At 60.9% G+C, this 25,259-nt stretch carries 16 protein-coding genes; 12 read left to right on the forward strand and 4 right to left on the reverse strand.

Features of this window, described 5'->3' with window-relative positions:
* Positions 1–18 precede the first annotated feature (18 nt).
* From J3P75_RS13625 to J3P75_RS13675, 11 genes are all read left to right on the forward strand, one after another.
* On the forward strand, positions 19–1,104 hold the full coding sequence (locus J3P75_RS13625) for a polyamine ABC transporter substrate-binding protein (RefSeq protein WP_434711126.1): 1,086 nt from the start codon (positions 19–21) through the stop codon (positions 1,102–1,104).
* A 635-nt stretch (positions 1,105–1,739) separates the two neighbouring features.
* Positions 1,740–2,882: an IS481 family transposase gene (locus tag J3P75_RS13630; RefSeq protein ID WP_434709348.1), complete on the forward strand. Its 1,143-nt coding sequence runs from the start codon at positions 1,740–1,742 to the stop codon at positions 2,880–2,882.
* A gap of 439 nt (positions 2,883–3,321) precedes the next feature.
* Entirely contained in the window at positions 3,322–4,767 is a 1,446-nt protein-coding gene (locus J3P75_RS13635) for a serralysin family metalloprotease (protein ID WP_434711127.1), read from the forward strand.
* A gap of 93 nt (positions 4,768–4,860) precedes the next feature.
* Entirely contained in the window at positions 4,861–5,283 is a 423-nt protein-coding gene (locus J3P75_RS13640) for an AprI/Inh family metalloprotease inhibitor (RefSeq protein ID WP_434711129.1), read from the forward strand.
* A 209-nt stretch (positions 5,284–5,492) separates the two neighbouring features.
* On the forward strand, positions 5,493–7,268 hold the full coding sequence (locus J3P75_RS13645; protein WP_434711131.1) for a type I secretion system permease/ATPase: 1,776 nt from the start codon (positions 5,493–5,495) through the stop codon (positions 7,266–7,268).
* Positions 7,265–8,614, forward strand: coding sequence for an HlyD family type I secretion periplasmic adaptor subunit (locus J3P75_RS13650; protein WP_434711133.1), 1,350 nt, complete (start codon positions 7,265–7,267; stop codon positions 8,612–8,614). The genes J3P75_RS13645 and J3P75_RS13650 overlap by 4 nt, the downstream gene beginning before the upstream one ends.
* A 2-nt stretch (positions 8,615–8,616) precedes the next feature.
* Positions 8,617–9,984 carry a TolC family outer membrane protein gene (locus J3P75_RS13655; RefSeq protein ID WP_434598181.1) on the forward strand — a complete coding sequence of 456 codons (1,368 nt, stop codon included), beginning with the start codon at positions 8,617–8,619 and terminating at the stop codon, positions 9,982–9,984.
* A 215-nt stretch (positions 9,985–10,199) separates the two neighbouring features.
* Entirely contained in the window at positions 10,200–13,151 is a 2,952-nt protein-coding gene (locus tag J3P75_RS13660) for an autotransporter domain-containing protein (protein ID WP_434711135.1), read from the forward strand.
* A gap of 178 nt (positions 13,152–13,329) precedes the next feature.
* Positions 13,330–16,407, forward strand: a complete 3,078-nt coding sequence (locus tag J3P75_RS13665) for an autotransporter domain-containing protein (RefSeq protein ID WP_434711137.1) — start codon at positions 13,330–13,332, stop codon at positions 16,405–16,407.
* A 68-nt stretch (positions 16,408–16,475) separates the two neighbouring features.
* Positions 16,476–18,164 carry a polyurethane esterase gene (locus J3P75_RS13670; protein WP_434711139.1) on the forward strand — a complete coding sequence of 563 codons (1,689 nt, stop codon included), beginning with the start codon at positions 16,476–16,478 and terminating at the stop codon, positions 18,162–18,164.
* A 218-nt stretch (positions 18,165–18,382) separates the two neighbouring features.
* On the forward strand, positions 18,383–20,236 hold the full coding sequence (locus J3P75_RS13675; RefSeq protein ID WP_434711296.1) for a polyurethane esterase: 1,854 nt from the start codon (positions 18,383–18,385) through the stop codon (positions 20,234–20,236).
* A gap of 85 nt (positions 20,237–20,321) precedes the next feature.
* Here the strand turns inward: J3P75_RS13675 and J3P75_RS13680 are convergent, their stop codons facing one another.
* Together J3P75_RS13680 and J3P75_RS13685 are read right to left on the reverse strand one after the other, a co-directional pair.
* On the reverse strand, positions 20,322–20,801 hold the full coding sequence (locus tag J3P75_RS13680) for a DUF1348 family protein (RefSeq protein WP_434711140.1): 480 nt from the start codon (positions 20,799–20,801) through the stop codon (positions 20,322–20,324).
* A gap of 54 nt (positions 20,802–20,855) precedes the next feature.
* A complete protein-coding gene (locus J3P75_RS13685) occupies positions 20,856–21,419 on the reverse strand; it encodes a TetR/AcrR family transcriptional regulator (protein ID WP_434711141.1) in 564 nt (187 codons plus the stop codon).
* A 215-nt stretch (positions 21,420–21,634) separates the two neighbouring features.
* Here J3P75_RS13685 and pssA point away from each other — a divergent pair, with 215 nt between their 5' ends.
* Positions 21,635–22,978 (forward strand): CDP-diacylglycerol--serine O-phosphatidyltransferase, encoded by a 1,344-nt coding sequence (pssA, locus tag J3P75_RS13690; RefSeq protein ID WP_434711142.1) that lies wholly within the window; start codon positions 21,635–21,637, stop codon positions 22,976–22,978.
* 123 nt (positions 22,979–23,101) lie between these two features.
* Here pssA and efeO read toward each other — a convergent pair whose 3' ends face one another.
* Together efeO and efeB are read right to left on the reverse strand one after the other, a co-directional pair.
* Positions 23,102–23,926 carry an iron uptake system protein EfeO gene (gene efeO / locus J3P75_RS13695; protein WP_434711143.1) on the reverse strand — a complete coding sequence of 275 codons (825 nt, stop codon included), beginning with the start codon at positions 23,924–23,926 and terminating at the stop codon, positions 23,102–23,104.
* 21 nt (positions 23,927–23,947) lie between these two features.
* On the reverse strand, positions 23,948–25,246 hold the full coding sequence (gene efeB / locus J3P75_RS13700; RefSeq protein WP_434711145.1) for an iron uptake transporter deferrochelatase/peroxidase subunit: 1,299 nt from the start codon (positions 25,244–25,246) through the stop codon (positions 23,948–23,950).
* Positions 25,247–25,259 lie beyond the last annotated feature (13 nt).

Below are 25,259 nucleotides of genomic sequence, written 5' to 3' on the forward strand. Positions count from 1 at the left end.
ACCCACAGGAATCGATCCATGATCCGCAAGACTCTCGCTCTGGCACCGTTGATGCTCGCCGTTTCCCTTGCTCAGGCCGCGGAAACGGTCAAGGTTTACAACTGGTCCGACTACATCGCGCCAGACACCACCAAAAATTTCGAAAAAGCCACGGGCATCGGCGTGACGTACGACGTCTACGACAGCAACGAAACCCTCGACGGCAAGTTGATGACCGGTAAATCCGGTTACGACGTGGTGTTTCCGTCCAACCATTTCATGGCCCGACAGATTCAGGGCGGGGCGCTGAAGAAGCTCGACAAGAGCCAGTTGCCGAACTGGAAGAATCTCAATCCGGTGCTGCTCAAGGCGTTGCAGACCAATGACCCGGGCAACGAGCACGGTTTTCCGTATCTGTGGGGCAGCACGGGTATTGGCTACAACGTCGCCAAGGTCAAAGCGGTATTGGGCGACAACGCGCCGGTGGATTCCTGGGACCTGATCTTCAAGCCGGAGAACATGGAAAAACTGCAGAAGTGTGGGGTGGCGATTCTCGACAACGGTCCGGAATTGCTGCCGGCGGCGCTCAATTATCTGGGCCTGCCACACCACAGCAAGAATCCCGAGGACTATAAAAAAGCCGAAGCGCTGCTGATGAAAGTGCGGCCATACGTGAGCTATTTCCATTCGTCGAAGTACACCAGTGATCTGGCCAATGGCGATATTTGCGTGGCGGTGGGGTTCTCCGGGGATATTTTGCAGGCGGAGAACCGGGCGAAAGAGGCGAAAAACGGCGTTGAGATTGGCTATGCGATTCCCAGGGAGGGCGCGGCGATCTGGTTCGACATGGTGGCCATGCCGGCGGACGCGCCGGATGAGAAGGCCGGGTATGCGTTCATGAATTATCTGTTGCGGCCGGAGGTGATGGCCGGGATCAGTAATCATGTGCATTACGCCAATGGCAATGCGCAGGCGGATGGGTTGATTGATCCGGCGATCCGCAACGATACCAAGGTTTATCCGAGTCCGGAGATGATGGGCAAGCTGTTTGCGCTGGAGGCGATGCCGTTGAATGTTGACCGGGTGCGGACGCGGGTTTGGAACAAGATTCGTACGGGGAGTTGAGCTTTTTTTAGGCTTTGGACTTGGCGGCCTTTGGGCCGACCAGGTTTCTGGGGTTTTGGGTGAATATCCGTTTCCTTGGGTGTTGCGGCTGGCGGTTCCGCTTTTACAGCGGGTCACTTTTGCAGACGCCCAAAAGTAACCAAAACGCTGGGCCCCTGCGTTCGGCCCTCGCAGGCTCGGGTCCCTTCGCTCCGGGACCGATCCGGGCGCAGCGGCTACGGTTTGCTTCGCTACACCTCCTTCCGCTGTGTCTGGCTGCGCCAGACGGTCGCTGCGCTCCCCACGCCCGGATCGGTCCCTCCACTCAGCCTGCCGATGGGGCCGGCATGGCAAGATCAAGGGCACTCGAGCTTGCGCTCATTGTAATGAGTGGTTAGAAGCGGGTGGTTGGCTTTGGATTTGTGGTGTGGCTGCCCCTCACCCCAGCCCTCTCCCGAGGGAGAGGGAGCTGATTGGTGGGCTGTTCAAAATGTGTGTTCGACTCGGAGTTTCATGTCGGCGTAACTCCTGCATCCACCACGATCGGTTCCCTCTCCCTCCGGGAGTGTATGTACCGGACACATGGTGGACAGGTGTTCGGAGACATGGTGGACACTTTTTAATAGGCACATTGCTCATCATCAAGGAGATGACCTGTGTCCTGGCAAGAGGCATCCACCATGCAACTTCGTACAGAGTTTGTGCATTTAGCTCGGCAAGAAGGAGCGAATGTTCGGCAGCTTTGCCGTCGATTCAATATCAGCCCAAGTACTGCCTACAAATGGCTCAACAGGTTTGAAATATCAGGTGTAGAGGGGTTGCACGATCAGTCCCGTCGACCGAAAACATCACCGAAACGTTGTGCTGATGAGGTTGAGCAGCGGATTCTGACCATGAGTCAGCGATACGAGGCCTGGGGTGCCCGCAAGCTCAAGCGCGTGCTGGAAGATGAAGGCGCTGTGATGCCCTCTGTCAGCACTGTGCATGCGGTTTTGCAGCGTCATTCGCGTGTTGATCCAAAGGCTACCGAGATCAAACCATTTATCCGCTTTGAGCACGAAGCGCCTAACGATCTATGGCAGATCGACTTCAAGGGACATTTCAGTCTGAGCCACGGACGCTGCCATCCATTCACAATACTGGACGACCACTCACGCTTTTCGCTATGCATTGCCGCATGTGCCAATGAACAGCGCCAAACTGTACAAGACCATCTAATCCGGACGTTTCGACGCTACGGCCTGCCGTTGCGCATGACGATGGACAACGGCTCGCCATGGGGCGATCAGACTGGCGTTTATACTGCGCTGGAAGTCTGGCTGATGAGCCAGGGCATTAAGGTCGGTCACTCCCGGCCTTATCATCCTCAGACTCAGGGAAAACTGGAGCGCTTCCACCGCAGCCTGAAAAATGAAGTCCTGCAAGGCCGGTTTTTCACCGATCTCGACGACGCACAACGGGCGTTTGATACCTGGCGCGACATCTACAACCAAAAACGCCCTCATCAGGCGCTGGGCATGGCGGTGCCGGCGGCTCGTTACAGTGGCAGCCCAAGGGAATATCAGGAGCGACCGGCGGAACCGGAGTACAGCGACGCGGATGTGGTCAGGAAGGTACAGGTGGGAGGCGAAATCTTTTGGAGGAATCGGGAATACAAGATTGGAAAGGCTTTTTATGGCAGGTGCATAGCGATCAGGGAGACGACGGAGGACGGCATCCACGATGTCTACTGGAGTAGACATCGTGTCGCTCGAATCGACTTGAACTTGCAGATCGTGACGGCAGGTAAGAAGATCTAAAACCGTCCACCATGTCTCCGAACATGTGTCCACCATGTCTCCGGTACATACAGGGAGAGGGCTAGGGTGAGGGGCTTTTGGGATGGCACCGCTTTAAAGGCAGTCACTGCCAATATCCTTGATATCAATTCAATGTCGCCGCATTAAAAAGTGCGACGCACCTAACAAAATTCAACTTACCGATATTTAATATTTAAATAGAAAATCGTAAGACAATTTCGCACTCCCTGCGCAACTTCAAACAATCTTCAACCTTCGCGTGCCATGTTTCCGGCCATTTACCCGGAACACTCTCTTTCCAACTAAAAAAATCCTTTACGCAACATTTCGAATTGTGTCAGGTTTCTTACGCCTTCATTGGGCGAGTGATAGGACGATCTCGCCAGGGATCGTCCTGTCGGACAAAAACTGTTCCATTGCTTAACAAGGAAGTGTGTTTATGTCGAAAGTCAAAACCAATGCTGTTGATTCCGCTGAGCAGGCCTTTCAGTTGGCTGCCTTCAGTTCGGCCTACAACCAGATCAATAGCTTCAGCCATCAATATGACCGTGGTGGCAATCTCACGGTTAATGGTAAACCCTCGTACACCGTCGATCAGGCGGCCACCCAGTTGCTGCGCGATGGCGCTGCCTATCAGGACAAGGATGGCAGCGGCAAGATCGAGCTGACCTATACGTTCCTGACCTCGGCGTCGTTCAGCACAATGAACAAGCACGGGATCAGCGGGTTCAGTCAGTTCAGTGCGCAGCAGCAGGCTCAGGCCAAGCTGGCCATGCAGTCGTGGGCCGATGTGGCCAATGTGACCTTTACCGAGAAAGCCTCGGGCGGTGACGGGCACATGACCTTTGGCAATTACAGCGGTGGTCAGGATGGCGCGGCGGCGTTTGCCTATTTGCCGGGGACCGGTGCCGGTTATGACGGTACGTCGTGGTACTTGATCAACAGCGGTTACACGCAGAACAAGACCCCGGATCTGAACAACTACGGCCGTCAGACCCTGACCCACGAGATCGGCCACACCCTCGGTCTGGCGCACCCCGGTGACTACAACGCCGGCAATGGCAACCCGACCTACAACGATGCGACCTACGGGCAAGACACCCGCGGTTACAGCATCATGAGCTACTGGAGCGAAAGCAACACCAGCCAGAACTTCAGTAAAGGCGGGGTGGAAGCGTATGCCTCTGGGCCGCTGATGGACGACATTGCTGCCATCCAGAAGCTCTACGGCGCCAACATGAACACCCGTACCGGTGACAGCACTTACGGTTTCAACTCCAACACTGGCCGGGACTTCCTCAGTGCTTCGTCGTCCAGCGACAAAGTGGTGTTTTCAGTGTGGGACGCGGGCGGCAGGGACACCCTGGATTTCTCCGGTTTCACGCAAAACCAGAAAATCAACCTCAATGACGCCTCGTTCTCTGACGTTGGTGGCATGGTCGGCAACGTGTCGATCGCCAAAGGCGCGATCATCGAAAACGCCATTGGTGGTTCCGGCAGCGATTTGCTGATCGGCAACAGCGTGGCCAACGAACTGAAGGGCAGTGCCGGCAACGACATCCTCTTCGGCGCGGGCGGTGCCGACAAGCTGTGGGGCGGTTCGGGTTCGGACACTTTCGTGTTCGCGGCCAGTTCCGATTCCAAGCCGGGGGCGATCGATCAGATCCTTGATTTCGTCAGCGGTCTGGACAAAATCGATCTGACCGGCATCACCAACGGCGCGGGCCTGCACTTCGTCAACAGCTTCACCGGTGCGGCCGGCGATGCGGTGCTGACCTCGTCGGGTGGCAACAGCCTGTTGTCGGTGGACTTCTCCGGGCACGGCGTGGCTGATTTCATCGTCAGCACCGTTGGCCAGGCAGCCACCAGCGACATCGTGGCGTGATGTAAAAGGGCAAAGCGGTGCGTAATGCGCCGCTTTCTCCGCTTGCATCGAGCTGGACTGTAAGCAAGGCTACACGCCGGAGCGATTATTCCCATGATCGGTAAAGCTTTTACCTACAAGGCAGGGGCGTGGCTAACGGCGGCGTTCATCATGGTTTCAGGAGAAACGAGCATGGCAAGCAGCCTCAGACTGGAAGAACCGGCGGTATTTGCCGGGCAGTGGCAAGCGACATTGTCCGCGCCAGGCGATGACCGGCAGGCGCAAAAGCAACAGGACAAGCCTTCCAACACCTGCGCTGTCGAGTTGCGCGCGAACCAGACCTTGGGTGAGGGCGCCGACTGTCTCGGCGCGTGGCTGGAACAACTGCCGATCGGCTGGTTTGCCGACCCTGACGGCCTGTCGATCACTGGCAAAGAAGGCTCAAGAATCCAGTTTTTCAGCCGACAACCTGATGGGCTTTATCTGAGTACTTTGAAATCGGGCCTGATCATTACCCTTGAGCGCGCAGCGCGTTGAGAGGCAATGATCAAGGCAGAGACGAAGTTTGAATATAAAGCGCTGCCTCGGTGTTATAAGCCCACTGCAACTGGCAACTGCACCGTAGTTCAAGGCGCTAGTTGTTATGAAAGTGTAAGCGCCAGGCAAAAAGGCAAGTTCCGCCACTGTGCGGATTATCAACTCGAATTTCGCCATGAATGGCGAGAGATAGTTTTCAGGAATAATCAATGAAGATGGCGAAGGCCCCAGCCACCGCTCCCTTGTTCAAGGCTTTGGCTGACTATAAGAGCATTCTGATCAGTGTCGGTTGCTTCACAGCACTGATTAACGTGCTGATGCTGGTGCCCTCCATCTACATGCTGCAGGTCTATGACCGAGTCCTGTCATCGCAGAACGAAACGACCCTGGCGATGCTGTCGCTGATGGTGGTCGGTTTCTTCGCCTTTATCGGCCTGCTGGAAGTGGTGCGCAGTTTTATCGTCATCCGCATCGGCAGTCAGCTCGAGCGCCGCTTCAACCTGCGGGTGTATCAGGCCGCGTTCGAACGCAACCTGTTCAAGGGCGAGGGCAATGCCGGGCAATCGCTGGGCGATCTGACCCATATTCGCCAATTCGTCACCGGCCCGGCGCTGTTCGCGTTTTTCGATGCGCCGTGGTTCCCGGTGTACCTGTTCGTGATTTACCTGTTCAACGTCTGGCTTGGCGTGCTCGCCACGGCTGGCGCGCTGTTGCTGATCGCGCTGGCGTGCCTGAACGAGTACATGACCAAAAAGCCGCTTGGCGAAGCCGCCGGTTTTTCGCAGAAGTCCAGCCAGTTGGCCACCAGCCATTTGCACAACGCCGAAACCATTCAGGCGATGGGCATGCTCGGTTCGCTGCGCAAGCGCTGGTTCCAGGTGCACTCGCGCTTCCTCGGTTTGCAGAATCAGGCCAGTGACACCGGTGCGGTGATCAGCTCGCTGAGTAAAACCTTGCGCCTGTGCCTGCAATCGCTGGTGCTGGGCCTCGGTGCCTTGCTGGTGATCAAGGGCGACATGACCGCCGGGATGATGATCGCCGGTTCCATTCTGATGGGCCGCGTGCTCAGCCCGATCGACCAGTTGATCGCCGTGTGGAAACAGTGGAGCGGGGCGAAGCTGGCTTATCGCCGTCTTGACGCGCTGCTGCAAGCGTTCCCGCCGAGTGACGACGCCATGGCGTTGCCGGCGCCGAAAGGCCAGATCACCTTTGAACAGGTCAGCGCCGGCCCGCCGGGCCAGCGTAACGCGACCTTGCACATGGTCAATTTCAACCTCGCCGCGGGCGAAGTGCTCGGCGTGCTCGGGGCTTCCGGCTCCGGTAAATCGACGCTGGCGCGGGTACTGGTCGGCGTATGGCCGACGCTGGGCGGCACCGTGCGTCTGGACGGCGCAGATATTCATCGCTGGAATCGTGATCAGCTCGGCCCGTACATCGGCTATCTGCCACAGGACATCGAGCTGTTCAGCGGCAGCATCGCCGAGAACATCGCGCGTTTCAGCCAGGCCGATCCGCAGCAAGTGGTGGCGGCCGCGCAGCAGGCCGGTGTCCACGAGATGATTTTGCGGTTGCCGCAAGGCTACGACACTCAATTGGGCGAGGACGGCAGTGGCTTGTCCGGTGGCCAGAAACAGCGCGTTGCCCTGGCCCGTGCAATGTATGGCACGCCGACCCTGGTGGTGCTCGATGAACCCAATTCCAACCTCGACACCGTCGGCGAAGCGGCGCTGGCCAGCGCGATTGCCGCGCTCAAGGCGCAGGGCACCACGGTGGTGCTGGTGACGCATCGTTCTTCGGTGTTGGCTCAGGCTGACAAGTTACTGGTGCTCAACGAAGGTCGCCTGCAAGCCTTCGGCCCGAGCCAGGACGTGCTCAAGGCACTCTCCGGTAACCCTGAACAACAACGTGAAAAAGCCGCGCAGGCACCGGGCGGGCTCAGCATGAGCCGACAGTATCAGCCCTCGACGAGGAATTCGGGTGTATGAGCAGCGCAAGCATGAACACTGAAAACGAAGCGAACATGGAACACGCCTACCTCAGCGAACGCCCGGAGCGCGATGCGAAATTCTTCGCGCGCATGGGCTGGATTCTGGCGATTGTCGGCGCCGGCAGTTTCTTTACCTGGGCGGCCTTGGCGCCGCTCGATCAAGGCATTCCGGTGCAGGGCACCGTTGTGGTCTCGGGCAAACGCAAAGCCGTGCAGTCGATGAGCAGCGGCGTGGTCAGCCGGATTCTGGTGCGCGAAGGCGAAATCGTGAAACAAGGCCAGCCGCTGTTCCGCCTCGACCAGACCCAGGTCGCCGCCGACGTGCAGTCGCTGCAAGCGCAATACCGCATGGCCTGGGCCAGCCTCGCGCGCTGGCAGGCCGAGCGTGACAACCTCAAGCAAGTGACTTTTCCGGCGGAACTGAGCAGCGACCCGGACCCGCGCCTGGCGCTGGTGCTGGAAGGCCAGCGGCAACTGTTCAGCAGTCGCCGCGAGGCGTTCTACCGCGAGCAAGCCGGGCTGCGTGCGAGCATTGAAGGTGCCACCGCGCAACTGGCGGGCATGCGCCGCGCCCGCACCGACCTGAACGCCCAGGCCGATTCGCTGCAACAGCAATTGAGCAACCTGCAGCCACTGGCTGACAACGGTTACATCCCGCGCAACCGCTTGATGGAATATCAGCGGCAACTGTCGCAAGTGCAGCAGCAACTGGCCGAGAACACTGGCGAGAGCGGCCGGGTCGAGCAGGGCATCCTCGAAACGCGCCTGAAGCTGCAACAGCACAGCGAGGAATATCAGAAGGAAGTGCGCACGCAACTGGCCGACGCGCAATTGAAGAGCGTGACCTTGTCGGAGCAACTGACCTCGGCCGGTTTCGACCTGCAGCACAGCGAGATTGTCGCCACCGCCGACGGCGTCGCGGTCAACCTCGGCGTACACACCGAAGGCGCCGTGGTGCGCCAGGGCGAGACCTTGTTGGAGATCGTGCCGCAGGGTACTTCGCTGGAAGTCGAGGGCCATTTGCCGATCAGCCTGATCGACAAAGTCGGTACGCACTTGCCGGTGGACATTCTGTTTACTGCGTTCAACCAGAGCAGAACCCCGCGCGTACCGGGCGAAGTCAGCCTGATTTCCGCCGACCAGATGGTCGACGAAAAAACCGGCGTGCCGTACTACGTGCTGCGCAGCAGTGTCAGCGATCAGGCCATGGAAAAACTCAACGGTCTGGTGATCAAACCCGGCATGCCGGCAGAAATGTTCGTGCGCACCGGTGAACGTTCACTCCTCAATTACCTGTTCAAACCGCTGCTCGATCGGGCCGGTTCCGCGTTGACCGAGGAATAAGGATGTTCGGCTGTATGACCAAGTTTTCCATGCTGGCGGCGCTGACATTGCTCGCGAGCCAATCGGCAGTAGCGGCCATGGGGCCGTTCGAGATCTACGAACAGGCGTTGCGCAATGACCCGGTGTTCCTCGGCGCGATCAAGGAACGCGATGCCGGCCTGGAAAACCGCGCCATCGGCCGCGCCGGGCTGTTGCCGCGCATCGGTTACACCTACAACAAGGGCCGTAACTCGTCGAAAGCCACGTCGCTGGACGAGCGCGCCCGCAATCGCACCGACGATCGCAACTACAGCAGTTACGGCTCGGCACTGACCCTGCAACAACCGCTGCTCGACTACGAGGCGTACGCGGCCTATCGCAAAGGCGTAGCGCAGTCGTTGTTTGCCGACGAAGCCTTCCGTGGCAAGAGCCAGGAATTGCTGGTGCGTGTGCTCGACAACTACACCAAGGCGCTGTTTGCCCAGGACCAGATCGACATCGCGCTGGCGAAGAAGAAGGCCTACGAGCAGCAGTTCCAGCAGAACGAACACATGTTCAAGCAGGGCGAGGGCACCCGCACCGACATCCTCGAAGCCGAATCGCGCTATGAGCTGGCGACGGCCGAGGAAATCGAGGCGCGCAACGAGCAGGACGCCGCGCTGCGTGAGCTGGGCGCATTGGTCGGCACACCAGCGGTGGACATCGGTGATCTGGCGCCGCTCAACCAGAACTTCCAGACCTTCGCTCTGCAACCGGCCAATTACGACACCTGGCACGAACTGGCGGTGAGCAACAACCCCAACCTCGCGTCGCAACGCCAGGCCGTGGAAGTCGCGCGTTACGAAGTGGAGCGCAACCGCGCCGGGCACCTGCCGAAAGTCAGCGCCTACGCCTCGATGCGCCAGAACGAATCGGAAAGCGGCAACACCTATAACCAGCGTTACGAAACCAACACCATTGGTTTTGAAGTCAGCGTGCCGCTGTATGCCGGCGGCGGCGTATCCGCCTCGACCCGCCAGGCCAGCCGCACGATGGAGCAGGCCGAATACGAACTCGACGGCAAGACCCGCGAGACGCTGATCGAACTGCGTCGCCAGTTCAGTGCATGCCTGTCCGGGGTGAGCAAATTGCGCGCTTACCAAAAAGCCCTGAGTTCGGCCGAAGCGCTGGTGGTGTCGACCAAGCAAAGCATCCTCGGCGGCGAACGGACCAACCTCGACGCGTTGAACGCCGAGCAACAACTGTTCACCACCCGCCGCGATCTGGCGCAGGCGCGGTATGACTATCTGATGGCGTGGACCAAGTTGCATTTTTACGCCGGGACCTTGAACGAGCAGGATCTGGCGCGGGTGGACGAGGCGTTTGTGGTCGCTGGGCAGCCCTCACCCTAACCCTCTCCCAGAGGGAGAGGGGACTGATTGGGGGATGCTGAAGAAATTCGCCGACCTGACAGTTCGACAGTGAATTCACTACTGAAGCCGAGTTGGGCTCGGTTCGACATACAACACAAAACGGCTCCCTCTCCAAAGGGAGAGGGCTGGGGTGAGGGAAGCAGGCGACACCATACAAAAGCCCTGCACAAAAACAATAAAAGCGAGAACAGAACATGGACGTACGCATCAAGCCGATTCCGGTCGGCACCCTGCTGTTTGCAATGTCGACAACAGCGGCCCACGCCGCCTACCTCGAAGCCGGCAAACCCGGCGATCCAGCCAGTTGGCGCAGCGCCGAATTCGTTCGCGACTGGGGCCTGAGCCGCATGCAGGCCGAATACGCCTATGCGGCGGGCATCACCGGTCAAGGCGTGAAAATCGGCGCCCTCGATTCCGGTTTCGATGCCGCCCACCCCGAGTTCAGCCGCGACCGCTACCAGCCGGTGCTGGCCAGCGGTACTTACCTCGACGGCTCAGCGTTCAACGTCGACGGCACGCTCAACCCCAACAACGATTCCCACGGCACCCACGTAGTCGGCACCATGGGCGCCGCGCGCGATGGCAGCGGCATGCACGGCGTGGCGTACAACGCGCAGATCTACGTCGGCAACACCAACAAGAACGACGGTTTCCTGTTCGGCCCGAGTCCCGACCCGCGCTATTTCAAAGCGGTGTATGACGCGTTGGCCGATGCCGGCGTGCGCGCGATCAACAACAGTTGGGGCAGCCAGCCGCCGGATGTCAGCTATCGCACGCTGGCGGACCTGCACGCCGCTTATGCCCAGCACTGGAACAAAGGCACCTGGCTCGATGCGGCGGCGGACGTGTCTCGCCGTGGCGTGATCAACGTGTTCAGTGCCGGCAACAGCGGCTACCCGAATGCCAGCGTGCGCTCGGCGCTGCCGTACTTTCAGCCGGATTTCGAAGGCCACTGGCTGGCGGTCTCAGGGCTCGATCAGGGCAATCAGCAAAAATACAACCAGTGCGGCATCGCCAAATACTGGTGCATCACCACCCCCGGCGCGAAGATCGACAGCACCATTCCTGGCGGCGGTTACGCAATCAAGTCCGGCACGTCTATGGCTGCGCCGCATGCCACCGCCGCCCTGGCGCTGGTGATGGAACGCTATCCGTACATGACCAATCAGCAGGCGCTGCAAGTGTTGCTGACCACCGCGACACAACTGGATGGTTCGGTCACCGATGCGCCAACCGAACGCGTCGGTTGGGGTGTGGCCAATCTGAACCGGGCGATGCGCGGGCCGGGGCAGTTGCTCGGCGAGTTCGACGCCAACCTCGGCGCGGGGCAGAGCGATGTCTGGAGCAATGACATTTCCGACAAAGCGCTGATCCAGCGCCAGCGCGAAGATCTCGCCGAGCACAGCGCCTGGCAGCAGACCCTGCAAGACAAGGGCTGGCAGAACGGCGTTCCAGTCGGTGCCAGTCAGCAGGATCAGACCGATTACGCAGTCGGCACCGCGCGCGATGCGGCGGCAGCGGGGCGCGTATACGAGGGCAGCCTGATCAAATCCGGCACCGGGCATTTGGTCCTGAGTGGCGCCAACACTTATCGCGGCCCGACCACGGTCAACGGCGGACTGCTGACGGTCACCGGCTCGCTGACTTCAGCGGTCACGGTCAACGACAGCGGCACCCTCGGCGGCTCCGGACGCATCGCTGCGTTGTCGGTGCAGAACGGCGGGCGAGTCGCGCCGGGAAACTCCATCGGCACCTTGAACGTCGCCGGTGATGTGACGCTGGCCGCAGGCTCGACTTACGCGGTTGAGCTGTCGCCGACCAGCAGCGATCGCATCGTCGCCGACGGCACCGCAACTGTCAGTGGCGCCACCGTCAGCCTTTCGCTGGAAAACAGCCCGACGCTGCTCAGCACCGCCCAAGCGCAAAGCCTGCTCGGCCGCCAGTACAACATTCTGCAAGCAGCCGGCGGCATTCAGGGCCAGTTCGGCGCAGTGCTGCCCAATTACCTGTTCATCGGCGGCAGCCTCGATTACGCGGGCAATGGCATTCAACTGAACATCGAGCGCAACGCGACGGCGTTTGCCAGCGTCGGCCAGACCCCGAACCAACGCTCGGTGGCCGCTGCCGTCGAAGGGCTGGGTGCCGGCAACGCGGTGTTTGAAAGCCTGCTGCGTGCGCCAGACGCGCCGACCGCGCAACAAGCGTTTCAGCAGTTAAGCGGCGAAATCTACCCGGCGCTCGGCACGATGCTGATCAATGACAGCCGCCAGGTTCGCGACACGGTGGGCGAGCGCCTGCGTGACAGCAACGCCGGGCAAAGCAACGGCTGGATCAAAGCCCTCGGCGCCTGGGGCTCGACCGATTCCAGCCACGACACGGCCGGCTACAACACCTCGATCGATGGCCTGCTGGCCGGTGTCGACGGCGCGCTTGACGAGCAAACCCGTATCGGTCTGGTCACCGGTTACAGCGACAGTTCGCTGAGCATGGGTTCTGGCACTCACTCCTCGGCCAAGGTCGACAGCTATCACCTCGGCGCCTACGCCGGTCGTGAAATTGGCGCCTGGCGCGTGAGCACTGGCGCGGCTTACAGCTGGCATCGCGCCGATGTGAAGCGCGACCTGCAATACGGCGAGGTCAGCGCTAAACAGAAAACCAAGGTCGACGCAGCGACGACTCAAGTGTTCGGCGAAGCGGCCTATCGAGTCGAATTGCAAGCACTGGCGCTCGAGCCGTTTGCCAACCTGGCTTATGTGCATCTGGACACTGAAGGTTTCACCGAGAAGGGCGATGCGGCAGCGTTGAAAAGCCCCGGCGATCAGCGCGATGCAGTGCTCAGCACCCTCGGTGTGCGGGCGCGCAAGACTTTCAATATTTCGAGCGGGCAAGCGCTGGACGTCAGCGGCAGCCTCGGCTGGCAGCACAGCCTCAGCGACATCGATTCAGAACAACACCTGCGCTTTGCCAGCGGCGGCACGCCGTACGCGGTAGAAAGTTCAGCGCTGGTGCGCGACGCCGCGCTGGTCGGCGTGCAGGCCAGCCTGGCGCTGAGCAAGGACGTGCGGGTCAACCTCGATTACCACGGACAACTGGCCAGTCGCGAAAAACTGCACGGCGTCGGCCTGAGCCTGAACTGGCAGTTCTAATCGCTACGCCTCGCCACAGGCGTTGATCGTTCCCACGCTCTGCGTGGGAATGCAGCCCGTGACGCTCCGCGTCACTGGACGCAGAGCGTCCCTTGAGGCATTCCCACGCGGGAGCGTGGGAACGATCACGTGCAGACTGAGACGGATTTTTCGCAACAACACTAAGGAAGGTCGCTGGATGAACAACAACAATACCCCCGCGCAAACGGGTGGCCGCTTTGCCCTGAAAACCCTGACGCTCGCGGTGCTCTGCGCCCTCGGCACCGCCCACGCTGCGCCTTACGTGGAGAACGGCCGCACGGGCGATCCGTCGAGCTGGCGCAGTAGCGAATTCCAGGCCGACTGGGGCCTGGGCGCGATCGGTGCCGATTACGCTTACGCCGCCGGCTACACCGGCAAAGGTGTGAAACTGGGGATCTTCGACCAGCCGGTGTACGCCGCACACCCGGAGTTCTCCGGCAGCAACAAAGTCGTCACCCTGGTCACCCGTGGGATCCGCGAATACACCGACCCGTATATCCCGGTCAAAGCCGGGGACGCGTTCCTTTATGACGGCGCGCCCACGGTCGGTTCCAACGGCAAACTCGGCGCTCACGGCACCCACGTCGGCGGTATTGCCGCCGGCAGCCGTGACGGTGGCGTGATGCACGGCGTGGCGTTCGGCGCACAGATCATCAGCGCCGACAACGGCGACCCGGGCCCGGAAGACGGCATCGTGCGCGGCAACGACGGCGCGGTGTACAAGGCCGGTTGGGATGCGCTGATCGCCAGTGGTGCGCGGATCATCAACAACAGCTGGGGCATCGGCATCACCGACCGCTTCGACCTCGGTGGCCGCGATCCGGCGTATCCGCACTTCACCGTCAACGACGCGCAGTTGCAGTTCAACGAGATCCGCACGCTGCTGGGGACCAAACCCGGCGGCGCCTATGACGGCGCCATCGCCGCCGCGCGCAGCGGCATCGTCACCATTTTTGCCGCAGGCAACGATTACAACCTGAACAACCCCGACGCGATCGCCGGTCTCGGCTATTTCGTCCCGGACATCGCGCCGAACTGGATCACCGTCGCCGCGCTGCAAAAAAACCCGGATCTGGCCAGCGCCAATCCGTACATCATGAGCACGTTTTCTTCGCGCTGCGGCTACACCGCGAGCTTCTGCGTGGCCGCGCCGGGCACGAAGATTTACAGCTCGATCATCGAAGGCACCAGCCTCGACAACCTGACTACCAGCTACGCCAACTACAACGGCACCTCGATGGCCGCGCCGCACGTCGCCGGATCGGTGGCGGTGCTGATGGAGCGCTTTCCGTACATGACCGGCGATCAGGTCGCCACGGTCCTGCGCACCACCGCGACCGACCTCGGCGCACCGGGCATCGACGCCTTGTACGGCTGGGGCATGATCAACCTGCGCAAGGCTATCGACGGCCCGTCGATGTTTGTCACCGAGCAGGATATCCCGGCCGAATTCCGCATCGACGGCGCCTACGGTTCCGGCCAGTTCGTCGCCGATCTGCCGGGCATCGGCGCAATCATCGATCAGGGCAAGCCGACCGAGCGCGTGTGCACGGACATCACCTGCGGCCTCGATACCTGGCGTAACGACATTTCCGGCCACGGCGGCCTGACCAAACAGGGCATCGGCACCCTGGTGCTGACCGGCAACAACACCTACAGCGGCCCGACCCTGGTCAATCAGGGACGGCTGGCCATCAACGGTTCGCTGCAATCGGCCGTCACCGTGAATGACGGCGGCATCCTCGGCGGCAATGGCCGCATCGGCGCGCTGGCGGTCAACAGCGGCGGTACGGTGGCGCCGGGCAACTCCATCGGCACGCTGAATGTTGCCGGCGACGTGACCTTTGCGCCGGGTTCGACCTACGCCGTCGAGCTGTCGCCGACCAGCAGCGACCAGATCGTTGCCGGCGGCAAAGCCGTCATCGAAGGCGCCACCGTAAGCATGTCGCTGGAAAACAGCCCGACCTTGCTGTCCACCAGTGAAGTGCAAAGTCTGCTCGGTACGCGCTACAACATCCTGCAAGCGGCCGGTGGCATTGAAGGACGTTTTGGCCAGGTGTTGCCGGATTACGCCTTCCTCGGCGGCACGCTGGCGTATTCGGCGGAGGGCATTCAGCTGGCGGTGGGGCGTAATGACGCCTCGTTCTCCAGCGTCGGCCTGACGCCGAATCAGCGCGCGGTCGGTGCGGCGGCTGAGCGGCTGGGCGCCGGCAATGCCTTGTTCGAAACCCTGCTGCTGTCGCCAAACGCGGCGTCGGCGCAGCAAGCGTTCCAGCAACTCTCCGGCGAGATTCATCCGGCCGTCGGCACCTTGCTGATCAACGACAGCCGTTACCTGCGTGAAGCCGTGGGCGAGCGTCTGCGAGAGCGCGATCTGTTCAATGCTGATGCGCCGACCGACGATCGCAGCAATGCCTGGGTCAAGGTGCTGGGGTCGTGGGGCAAAAGCGATGGCGGCCACGAAAATGCCGATTCCACCAGCTCCATCGGTGGCTTGTTGGCCGGTGTCGACGGCTTGATTGCTGAAGATACGCGCCTGGGTTTCGTCACCGGTTATAGCGACAGCTCGTTGAGCATGGGCAGCGGCACGCATTCGTCGGCGTCGGTCGACAGCTACCACTTGGGTGCGTATCTGGGGCATGAGATCGATGCCCTGCGCTTGACCGTTGGCGGCGCCTACAGCTGGCACCGCATCGACGCCAAACGTGATCTGCAATTTGCCGGTGTCAGCGGCCAGCAGAAAACCAAGCGCGATGCGACCACCGCGCAGTTGTTCACCGAGGCCGCTTACGACCTGGGCCTGCAACAGATGAATCTGGAGCCGTTCGCCAATCTGTCCTACGTCCACCTCAACACCGACAGCTTCACCGAAAAGGGTGACGCGGCGGCGCTCAAGGGCGGTGAGGACAACCGCGACGTGGTGCTGTCGACCCTCGGCGTGCGCGCCAAGCGCAGCTTCGCCTTGTCCGATCAGCATCAGCTGGAACTGGGCGCGAGCCTCGGCTGGCAGCACAACCTGAGCAGTGTCGACGCCGACAGCCACCTGGCGTTCGCCAACGGCAACAGCGCCTTCACCGTGCAGAGCGTGTCGATGGATCGCGACGCAGCGGTGGTCGGCGTGCGCGCCGGTCTGGCGCTCAACCGTGACGTGCGGGTCAATCTGGATTACAACGGTCTGGTCGGCTCGAACGAAAAAGACCACGGCGTGGGGCTGACGCTGGACTGGCAGTTCTAAAACGCTGTTTTTGAGATGATCGGCAGCGCCTGCGGGCACTGCCGTTTTGAAGGAAGAGAGGGCACGACATGGGATTGTTCGATTACAGAAATGCCGATGGCAAAGCGTTGTACAGCGACGCCATCGCACTGACGCTGTATGCCTACACGCCGACCGGCAAACCGTTACCGGCCACCGCCTGGGCGCCCGTCGCAGCGACGGCGCTGGGTTATCAGGGCGAGGTCGGCGCGCAGGGCACGTTCTTCGGTGAGCAGGACGGCTATACCAGCGCCGAGGCCGAAGTGCTCGGCAAGTACGATGCCGCCGGCAAGCTGATCGGTATCGGCATCGCCTTTCGTGGCACCGGCGGGCTCGGTTACAGCGACACCTACGGCGACATGAAAAACAACCTGCTGGCCGCTTTCGGTCCATCGGATTACGCGAGCAACTACGCGAAAAATGCCTTCGATAATCTGCTCAAGGCTGTTGCCGCATTTGCCATCGCCAACGGCATCGCCGCCAAGGACGTGTTGATCAGCGGCCACAGCCTTGGCGGGCTCGGGGTCAACAGCGTCGCAGAGCTGAGCGCCAGCCACTGGGGCGGGTTCTTCAAGGATGCGAACTACATTGCGTTTGCCTCGCCGACCCAGAGCAGCACCGGCAGCAACGTGCTGAACATCGGTTATGAAAATGACCCGGTGTTCCGCGCACTTGACGGCACGACCTTCAGCAGCGGTTCGCTCGGCAAACACGACGGCGCGCACGATTCGACCACTGACAACATCGTCAATTTCACCGACAACTACGCGTCGACTGCGCAGAACCTGGTGCCGTTCAGCATCGTCAATCCGCTGAATTGGTCAGCCCACAGTTCGCTGGGTTATGCCGACGGCTTGAATCGGGCGATCGACTCACAGTTCTACCCGCTGACCCGAAAGGACTCGACGATCATCGTTTCCAACCTGGAAGAGTCATCGCGCGGCAAGACCTGGGTTGAAGACCTCGGCCGCAGCGGCGAGCCGCATGTGGGCAGCACGTTGATCATCGGCACGCACAGCAGCGACTGGCTCAAGGGCGGCAGCGGCAACGACTTTCTTGAGGGCCTGGGCGGTGACGATCGTTTCCGCGACGACGGCGGTTTCAATATTCTGCTCGGCGGTCAGGGGCACAACACCTTCGAACTGCAAAAGCCGCTGCAGAACTTCAGCTTCGCCAACGACGGTGACGGCACCCTGTACGTGCGCGACGCTTACGGCGGCATCAGTCTGACCCGCGACATCGGCGCGCTGGTCAGCCAAGAGGCAGGGTCGTGGTGGGGCAGCAAGGAGATCACTTGGGGCGTCACGGCCAAGGGCCTGAGCAATGGCAGCGAGCTGACTCAGTACAATCACTCCCTCAGCGGCGATGGCTACGGCAATGCGCTGCACGCCAGCGCTGACGGTGACTGGCTGTTCGGCCTCGGTGGCGATGACAACCTGATCAGCGACAAGGGCCATGTGACCTTCGTCGGCGGCGCCGGCAACGATGTGATGAGCGCGGTGGGCGGCAACAACACGTTCCTGTTCAGCGGCGCCTTCGGTTTCGATGCCATCAACGGCTATCAAGGCAACGACAAACTGGTGTTCATGGGCGTCGAGGGCGCAGGGCAGGGCTACGACTACAAACAGCATGCCTCGCAATCCGGTGGCGATACCGTGCTGAAGATTGGCGACTATGCCGTGACCCTGATTGGGGTCGGAGTGGCTAATCTGTCGGACTCGGCGTTCGTTTTCGCCTGATGGCAAAACTGTAGGAGGTCCAATGTGGGAGCGAGCCTGCTCGCGAAAGCGCTGTGTCAGTGAGGTAAATGTTGACTGACAGGACCCCTTCGCGAGCAGGCTCGCTCCCACAATGAAACATCAAAAGCAGTAGTGACAATGCTCCGGTGCGCTCACCACGGAGCGCTCTGGCTGTGAGCTATCTCTGAACAATTCCAACAACAAGAGAGGCAATGGCAATGGGTGTGTATGACTACAAGAACCTCGGTACGGCCGATTCCAAGGCGTTGTTCAGCGACGCCATGGCGATCACGCTGTATTCCTACCACAACCTCGACAACGGCTTCGCCAGCGGTTACCAGCACAACGGTTTCGGCCTCGGCCTGCCGGCCACGCTGGTCACCGCGCTGATTGGTGGGACCGATTCGCAAGGGGTGATCCCCGGCATTCCGTGGAACCCCGACTCGGAAAAGCTCGCCCTCGAAGCGGTGCAAAAGGCCGGATGGACGCCAATCAGCGCCACGCAATTGGGCTACGACGGCAAGTCCGATGCACGCGGGACGTTCTTCGGTGAGAAACCCGGCTACACCAACGCGCAAGTGGAAATCCTCGGCAAATATGACGCCCAGGGCCATCTCACCGAGTTGGGCATTGCCTTTCGTGGCACCAGCGGCCCGCGGGAAATCCTCATTGGCGATTCGATTGGCGATGTGATCAACGATCTGCTCGCCGCGTTTGGCCCCGCCGATTATGCGAAAAACTACGTCGGCGAAGCGTTCGGCAATCTGCTCAACGATGTCATGGCGTTCGCCAGGGCCAACGGACTCACTGGCAAGGACATTCTGGTCAGCGGCCACAGCCTTGGCGGGCTGGCGGTCAACAGCATGGCGGACCTGAGCGGCGGCAAGTGGGGCGGGTTCTTTGCCGATTCCAACTACATCGCCTACGCCTCGCCGACCCAGAGCAGCACCGACAAGGTGCTCAATATCGGCTATGAAAACGACCCGGTGTTCCGCGCGCTCGACGGTTCGACCTTCACCGCCGCTTCGGTCGGCGTGCACGATGCGCCGCACACCTCGACCACCGACAACATCGTCAGCTTCAACGACCATTACGCCTCCAGCGCCTGGAACGTGCTGCCGTTCTCGATCCTCAATATTCCGACCTGGATTTCGCATTTGCCCACCGGTTACGGCGACGGCATGACGCGGGTGCTGGACTCGAAGTTCTACGACCTGACCAGCCGCGACTCGACGATCATCGTCGCCAACCTGTCGGACCCGGCGCGGGCCAACACTTGGGTGCAGGACCTCAACCGCAACGCCGAAACCCACAAGGGCAGCACGTTCATCATCGGCAGCGATGGCAACGACCTGATCCAGGGCGGCAGCGGCAATGATTATCTGGAAGGCCGCGCCGGCAACGACAGCTTCCGCGACAGCGGTGGCTACAACGTCATCCTTGGCGGGCAGGGCAGCAACAGCCTCGACCTGCAAGGCTCGGTGAAGAACTTCGATTTCGCCAACGACGGCGCCGGCAACCTGTACGTGCGCGATGCCAACGGCGGGATCAGCATCACCCGCGACATCGGCAGCATCGTCTCCAAGGAGCCGGGTTTTCTCTGGGGGCTGTTCAAGGACGACGTGGTCCACAGTGTCACGGCCAGCGGTTTGAAGGCTGGCAGCAACCTCACCAGTTACGACTCCAGCGTGAAGGGTAGCAATGGCGCCGACACGCTCAAGGCCCATGCCGGCGGCGACTGGTTGTTCGGGCTCGACGGCAATGACCATCTGATTGGCGGCAGCGGCAACGATGTGTTGGTCGGCGGTGGCGGCAATGATCTGCTGGAGTCGGGCGGTGGCGCCGATACCTTCCTGTTCAGCGGCGCGTTCGGACACGATCGGGTGACCGGTTACACGGCCAACGACAAACTGGTGTTTCTTGGCGTACAGGGGGTTTTGCCAGCGGAAGATTTCCGTGCGCATGCCAGCAGCGTCGGGCAGGACACGCTGCTGACGTTCGGCAATGATTCGGTGACGCTGGTCGGGGTGTCGCTCAATAGCTTGAGCGGCGAGGGCATTGTCATCGCTTGATGGGGTGGCGCTTATTGCGCCGGATTGCCGGTGACCCGGCAATCCGTTATCGCCAGAAGGCTGGCTCTCACATTGATAATCTGATTCAAAGACCGAGTTCGGACAGCCCCGGGTGATCATCCGGGCGCCGGCCCAGCGGCCAGTGGAATTTGCGCTCGCTTTCCTTGATCGGCATGTCGTTGATGCAGGCGTAACGCTGGAACATCAGGCCGTTGTCATCGAACTCCCAGTTTTCGTTGCCGTAGGAACGGAACCAGTTGCCCGAATCGTCGTGCCATTCGTAGGCATAACGCACCGCGATACGGGTATCCGAGTAGGCCCAGAGTTCCTTGATCAAACGGTAATCCAGCTCTTTCGCCCACTTGCGCGTTAGAAAGGCCTTGGCTTCTTCGCGGTTGTTGGCGAACTCGGCGCGGTTGCGCCATTTCGTATCGAGGGTATAGGCCAGCGAGACTCTTTCTGGATCGCGGCTGTTCCAGCCGTCCTCGGCCAGACGCACTTTCTCGATGGCCGATTCACGGTTGAACGGTGGTAATGGCGGACGTACCTGGGCTGCAGTCGACATATCAGTCTCCCGAATCAATGAATAATTAAACAACGTGTCCGGCTTATTAAAGCGTTACAGGTCCAACAACTTGCGTGCCATGCATTGCGCATTATCGGCAGCACTGTGATCACCCATCACCAGCGCTACGGTAATGGCACCGTCGATCAGGATCAGCAATTGCCTGGCCAGCAACAACGGATCTTCGGCGCCATGTTCGGTACACAGCTCGCACACGTAGTCGAGCAGCTTCTGTTTGTGTTCTTTGGCAACAAGCCGCACCGGGTCCTGCGCATCGCCGGTCTCGCCGCTGGTATTGATGAATGCACAGCCGCGAAAGCCCTCGGAGGCGAACCAGCCTGTGAGCACGCTGAACAGGTTGAGCAGGCGATCGCCCGGGGTTGGAGCCTGTTCGACAGCGTTTCGGTACCAGTCCATCCAGCGGGTGTCACGGCGTCGCAACGCGGCGACCACCAGCGCGTCCTTGTCGGCAAAGTAACGGTAAATGCTCTTTCTGGAGACGCCGGCGGTCTTCACCAGAAGATCCATGCTGGTGGCGGCGATGCCACTTCTATAGATCAGCTTTTCGGTGACATCGAGAATGATGTCGCGGGTTTCGTTGCTAGTCAGTTCGTTCATGCGGTGAACAGTAGAACGGATGTTCTCCTTGGTCAAGTCTGTATTCTCTTCAGCTGTAAAACCGCCATCGCCAGCAGGCTGGCTCCCACAGGGGAATGCATTTCAAATGTGGGAGCCAGCCTGCTGGCGATGGCGTCCTTCGGGACCCGACAAGACCCGAGGGATACGATGGTGTAAGCTCTCAACCTCTTCGGATTCGACCCATTGCGAGCCCTATGCCGTTGCTTTTCAAACGTTCCCTGCTGCCCAAACTACGCAGCTTCCCGCTGACCGCCGAGGCCGTGACCATTCTGTCCGGCGCCGCCGAGTTCCGTCGTTGCCTGCTGGAGAAAATCGCCAGCGCGACGCAGCGCATCTACATCGTTGCGCTGTATCTACAGCAGGACGAAGCCGGTCAGGAAATTCTCGATGCCCTGCACGCCGCCAAGCTCAAGCGCCCCGAGCTGGAAATCGCCGTGGTGGTCGACTGGTTGCGCGCGCAGCGCGGGTTGATCGGTGCCGGCAAGCAGCCGGGCAATTCGGCGTGGTATCAGGAGATGACCCGCACTCACGCAAGTGAAGTGCCGGTGTACGGCGTGCCGGTGCAGACCCGCGAGTTGTTTGGCGTCCTGCACCTGAAGGGCTTCGTCATCGACGATTGCGTGGTCTACAGCGGGGCGAGCCTGAACAACGTTTATCTGCACAAGTTCGACAAGTACCGCTTCGACCGCTATCACGTGCTGCACAGCCATGACCTGGCGGATTCGATGCATCACCTGGTCAAGCATGGCCTGATCGAATCGAAAGCGGTGCATCGCCTCGACCTGCCCAACCTGCCGACCACGCGCAGCCTGCGCAACGACATCGGCGATCTGCGCAGCCGTCTGAAATACGCCACGTACGACACGGCCAAAGGCAGCAGCGGCAGGGAAGGGCTGTCGGTCAGCCCGCTACTGGGTGTCGGCAAGAACAACCCGTTGAACCGGGCGATTCTCGAGCTGATTGCCAGCGCGCAGACCCAACTGACCATCTGCACGCCGTACTTCAACCTGCCGCTGGGGGTGATCCGCGAGATCAACCGGGCGTTGGCGCGCGGGGTGAGGATCGACATCGTGGTCGGCGACAAGACCGCCAACGATTTCTATATTCCGCCGAGCGAGCCGTTCAAGGTGATCGCCGCGCTGCCGTATCTCTATGAGATCAGCCTGCGCCGCTTTGCCAAACGCCATCAGCGCAACATCGACAGCGGTCAGTTGAACCTGCACCTGTGGCGCGACGGCGACAACACCTACCACCTCAAAGGCATGTGGGTCGATCAGCGCTACACGCTTTTGACCGGCAATAACCTCAATCCGCGGGCGTTCCGCCTCGACCTGGAAAACGCGCTGCTGATCGACGACCCGAAAGGCGAGTGGCTGGCGCCGCGGGCGCAGGAGCTGGAAGAGATCTTCCGCCACACCACACGCATCGACAGCTTCCAGACGCTGGAGACGCTGCCGGATTACCCGGCCGGGGTGGCCAAGTTTCTCAAGCGCGTGAGTCGGGTGCGGATTGAGCGGTTGCTCTACCGGATCCTGTAATCGTTCGGATTTTGTGGTGCGGCTACAACCGCTATCGCGAGCAGGCTCACTCCTACATTGGAATGCGTTCCCCTGTAGGAGTGAGCCTGCTCGCGATAGGGCCCGACCTGGCGCTATAAAGTCTTAATTCAAACCGAGCTTGCCGCGCAACGTCGACAAATCCTCAGCCAACGTATTCACCGGCCCGACCAGCGCCTTGCGGTCGCTGTCCTTGACCTTGTCATAGGTCCCGAACCCGCCATCGGCGGTTTTGTATTTGGCGAGAATCTTGTCCACGCTGGCGAAATTCTTGTCGACCTTGGCGGCGAACGCCTTGTCCTGCTGTTCGATCTGCGGGCGGAACAGGTCGACGATTTTCTTCGCGCCGTCAATGTTGCCCTGGAAGTCATACAGGTCGGTGTGGCTGTAGCGATCTTCCTCACCGGAGATCTTCGTCGCGGCGACTTCTTCGAGCAGCGCCGCCGCGCCACCGACGACTTTTTCCGGCGGGAAGGTCAGGCCGGCGACGCGGGTCTGCAGGTCTTTGACGTCCTTGTTCAAACCGTCCGCCAGAGCATCGAGCCCCTGGGTCGACTTCTCCGCAAACAGCGAATATTCGAGGCGGTGGAATCCGGTGAAATCCTCGGCCTTGACGCCTTTTTCGTGATCGTCGACGCGCGAATCGATCGACGCGTCCAGGTCACTGAACAGCTCGGCAATCGGCTCGATCGACTCGTAATACACGCGGGTCGGTGCGTAGAGTTTTTGCGCGGTAGCAAGGTCGCCTTTTTTTACTGCGTCGGTGAATTGCTCGGTGTGGCTGGCCAGCTCATCGAGCTTTTCGGTGACATAGATCTTGTAGTCCGACACCGGCCCCACCAGATCCAGCGGCGCTGTCGCGGCGAATGCCGACAGCGGGGTGTTGAGCAAACCAAGGGTCAGCAGTAACGCGAGTGGGGTCTTTTTCATCGGGGCGGCTCCAGTGTGTTGTCAGGCGGCAGTTTTTGGTTGGGTGGCGTTGAGCAGCGAGCGACCGATGAAGTCCTTGTCGCCGGTGACACCGGGCAGGGTGAAGAAGTAGCCGCCGCCGACCGGTTTGAGGTATTCCTCGAGCGGTTCGCCGTTGAGCCGGGTTTGCACGGTGATGAAGCCTTTTTCCAGGTCGGCCTGGTAGCAGATGAACAGCAGGCCCATGTCGAGCTGACCGTTCTTGTTGACGCCGTTGGAGTAATTGAACGGCCGGCGCAGGATCAGATTGGCCTGGCTCGCGGCGGTGCGCGGGTTGGCCAGGCGAATGTGCGCGTCGAGCCTGGTCAGTTTGCCGGCCGGGTCCTTGCTGTAGTCAGGGACCTGACTCTCGTGCTCGGCGCCCATCGGTGCACCGGTGGTTTTGACCCGGCCAATGATGCTTTCCTGTTCCTGCAACGGCGTGCGGTCCCAGCGTTCGACGAAGTTGCGGATGATCCGCACCGCCTGATAACTGCCGTGCGCCGCCCAGGCTGGCTCATCGCTGCCGGGCTGCACCCAGACCAGCCGATCCATGGCCTTGCCGTCGTTGGAATCGGGATTGGCCGAGCCGTCGCGAAAGCCAAGAAAATTGCGCGCCGACTGCGCTGGCACGCCCGGTTTTGCCGGGGCTTGCGGCGGCACGCTGCCTTCCTGTTTCCAGCGCACCAGCAGCAGGTCCGGAAGGTTTTTGACGATGTCGCGCAGCGCATGGATGTTGGTGTCGGCGGTGTTCGAGCAGAATTGCAGGCTCAGATCGCCGTGGCAGCAATCGGCGTCCAGCGCGTCGTTGGGGAAGCCGACCATGCGTTGCAGACGTTTCGGCTTGGCTGAGGCCAGACCGAAGCGCTCGTCGAACAACGAATCACCCACGGAAACCGTAATAGTCAGGTTGTCCGGCGTGACGTTGGGGCCAAGGATGCCGGAATCCACCGGCGGCAGTTTCGGATCGATCTGCGCCACCGGGCCACCCTTCATCAGAAACGCGATGCGCTCGTTGAGGGTGCGGAACAGCCGCTCGAGATCGTCGCGATCACTGGCCAGCACATCGAATGCCACCAGCATGCCCGAGGCCGGGCGCGGCGTGACGATACCGGTCTGGTGGACGCCGTGAAAATCGTGGCGGTCTTCGGTCTTGTCGCTGCTCGGCGCTTCGGTGACTTGCGCCGGCGCGGCGGCCATGGCCGGGCAGCTCAGGGCCGAGCCGGCGAGGGCGACACCGGCGGCGCCCATGCCCATGAGCACACGGCGGCGTTGCAGGTTGAGCGTTTCGAGTTCTTTCATCGGGGTCAGGTCT

It is taken from the genome of Pseudomonas sp. R1-1 (genome assembly GCF_051132135.1).
GTDB lineage: Bacteria > Pseudomonadota > Gammaproteobacteria > Pseudomonadales > Pseudomonadaceae > Aquipseudomonas.

Excerpts from the sequence above, each read along its gene's own strand:
- J3P75_RS13625 (WP_434711126.1), top strand. The coding sequence starts at position 19 with ATGATCCGCAAGACTCTCGCTCTGGCACCGTTGATGCTCGCCGTTTCC.
- J3P75_RS13635 (WP_434711127.1), top strand. The coding sequence starts at position 3,322 with ATGTCGAAAGTCAAAACCAATGCTGTTGATTCCGCTGAGCAGGCCTTT.
- J3P75_RS13640 (WP_434711129.1), top strand. The coding sequence starts at position 4,861 with ATGATCGGTAAAGCTTTTACCTACAAGGCAGGGGCGTGGCTAACGGCG.
- J3P75_RS13645 (WP_434711131.1), top strand. The coding sequence starts at position 5,493 with ATGAAGATGGCGAAGGCCCCAGCCACCGCTCCCTTGTTCAAGGCTTTG.
- J3P75_RS13650 (WP_434711133.1), top strand. The coding sequence starts at position 7,265 with ATGAGCAGCGCAAGCATGAACACTGAAAACGAAGCGAACATGGAACAC.
- J3P75_RS13655 (WP_434598181.1), top strand. The coding sequence starts at position 8,617 with ATGTTCGGCTGTATGACCAAGTTTTCCATGCTGGCGGCGCTGACATTG.
- J3P75_RS13660 (WP_434711135.1), top strand. The coding sequence starts at position 10,200 with ATGGACGTACGCATCAAGCCGATTCCGGTCGGCACCCTGCTGTTTGCA.
- J3P75_RS13665 (WP_434711137.1), top strand. The coding sequence starts at position 13,330 with ATGAACAACAACAATACCCCCGCGCAAACGGGTGGCCGCTTTGCCCTG.
- J3P75_RS13670 (WP_434711139.1), top strand. The coding sequence starts at position 16,476 with ATGGGATTGTTCGATTACAGAAATGCCGATGGCAAAGCGTTGTACAGC.
- J3P75_RS13675 (WP_434711296.1), top strand. The coding sequence starts at position 18,383 with ATGGGTGTGTATGACTACAAGAACCTCGGTACGGCCGATTCCAAGGCG.
- J3P75_RS13680 (WP_434711140.1), bottom strand. The coding sequence starts at position 20,801 with ATGTCGACTGCAGCCCAGGTACGTCCGCCATTACCACCGTTCAACCGT.
- J3P75_RS13685 (WP_434711141.1), bottom strand. The coding sequence starts at position 21,419 with ATGAACGAACTGACTAGCAACGAAACCCGCGACATCATTCTCGATGTC.
- pssA (WP_434711142.1), top strand. The coding sequence starts at position 21,635 with ATGCCGTTGCTTTTCAAACGTTCCCTGCTGCCCAAACTACGCAGCTTC.
- efeO (WP_434711143.1), bottom strand. The coding sequence starts at position 23,926 with ATGAAAAAGACCCCACTCGCGTTACTGCTGACCCTTGGTTTGCTCAAC.
- efeB (WP_434711145.1), bottom strand. The coding sequence starts at position 25,246 with ATGAAAGAACTCGAAACGCTCAACCTGCAACGCCGCCGTGTGCTCATG.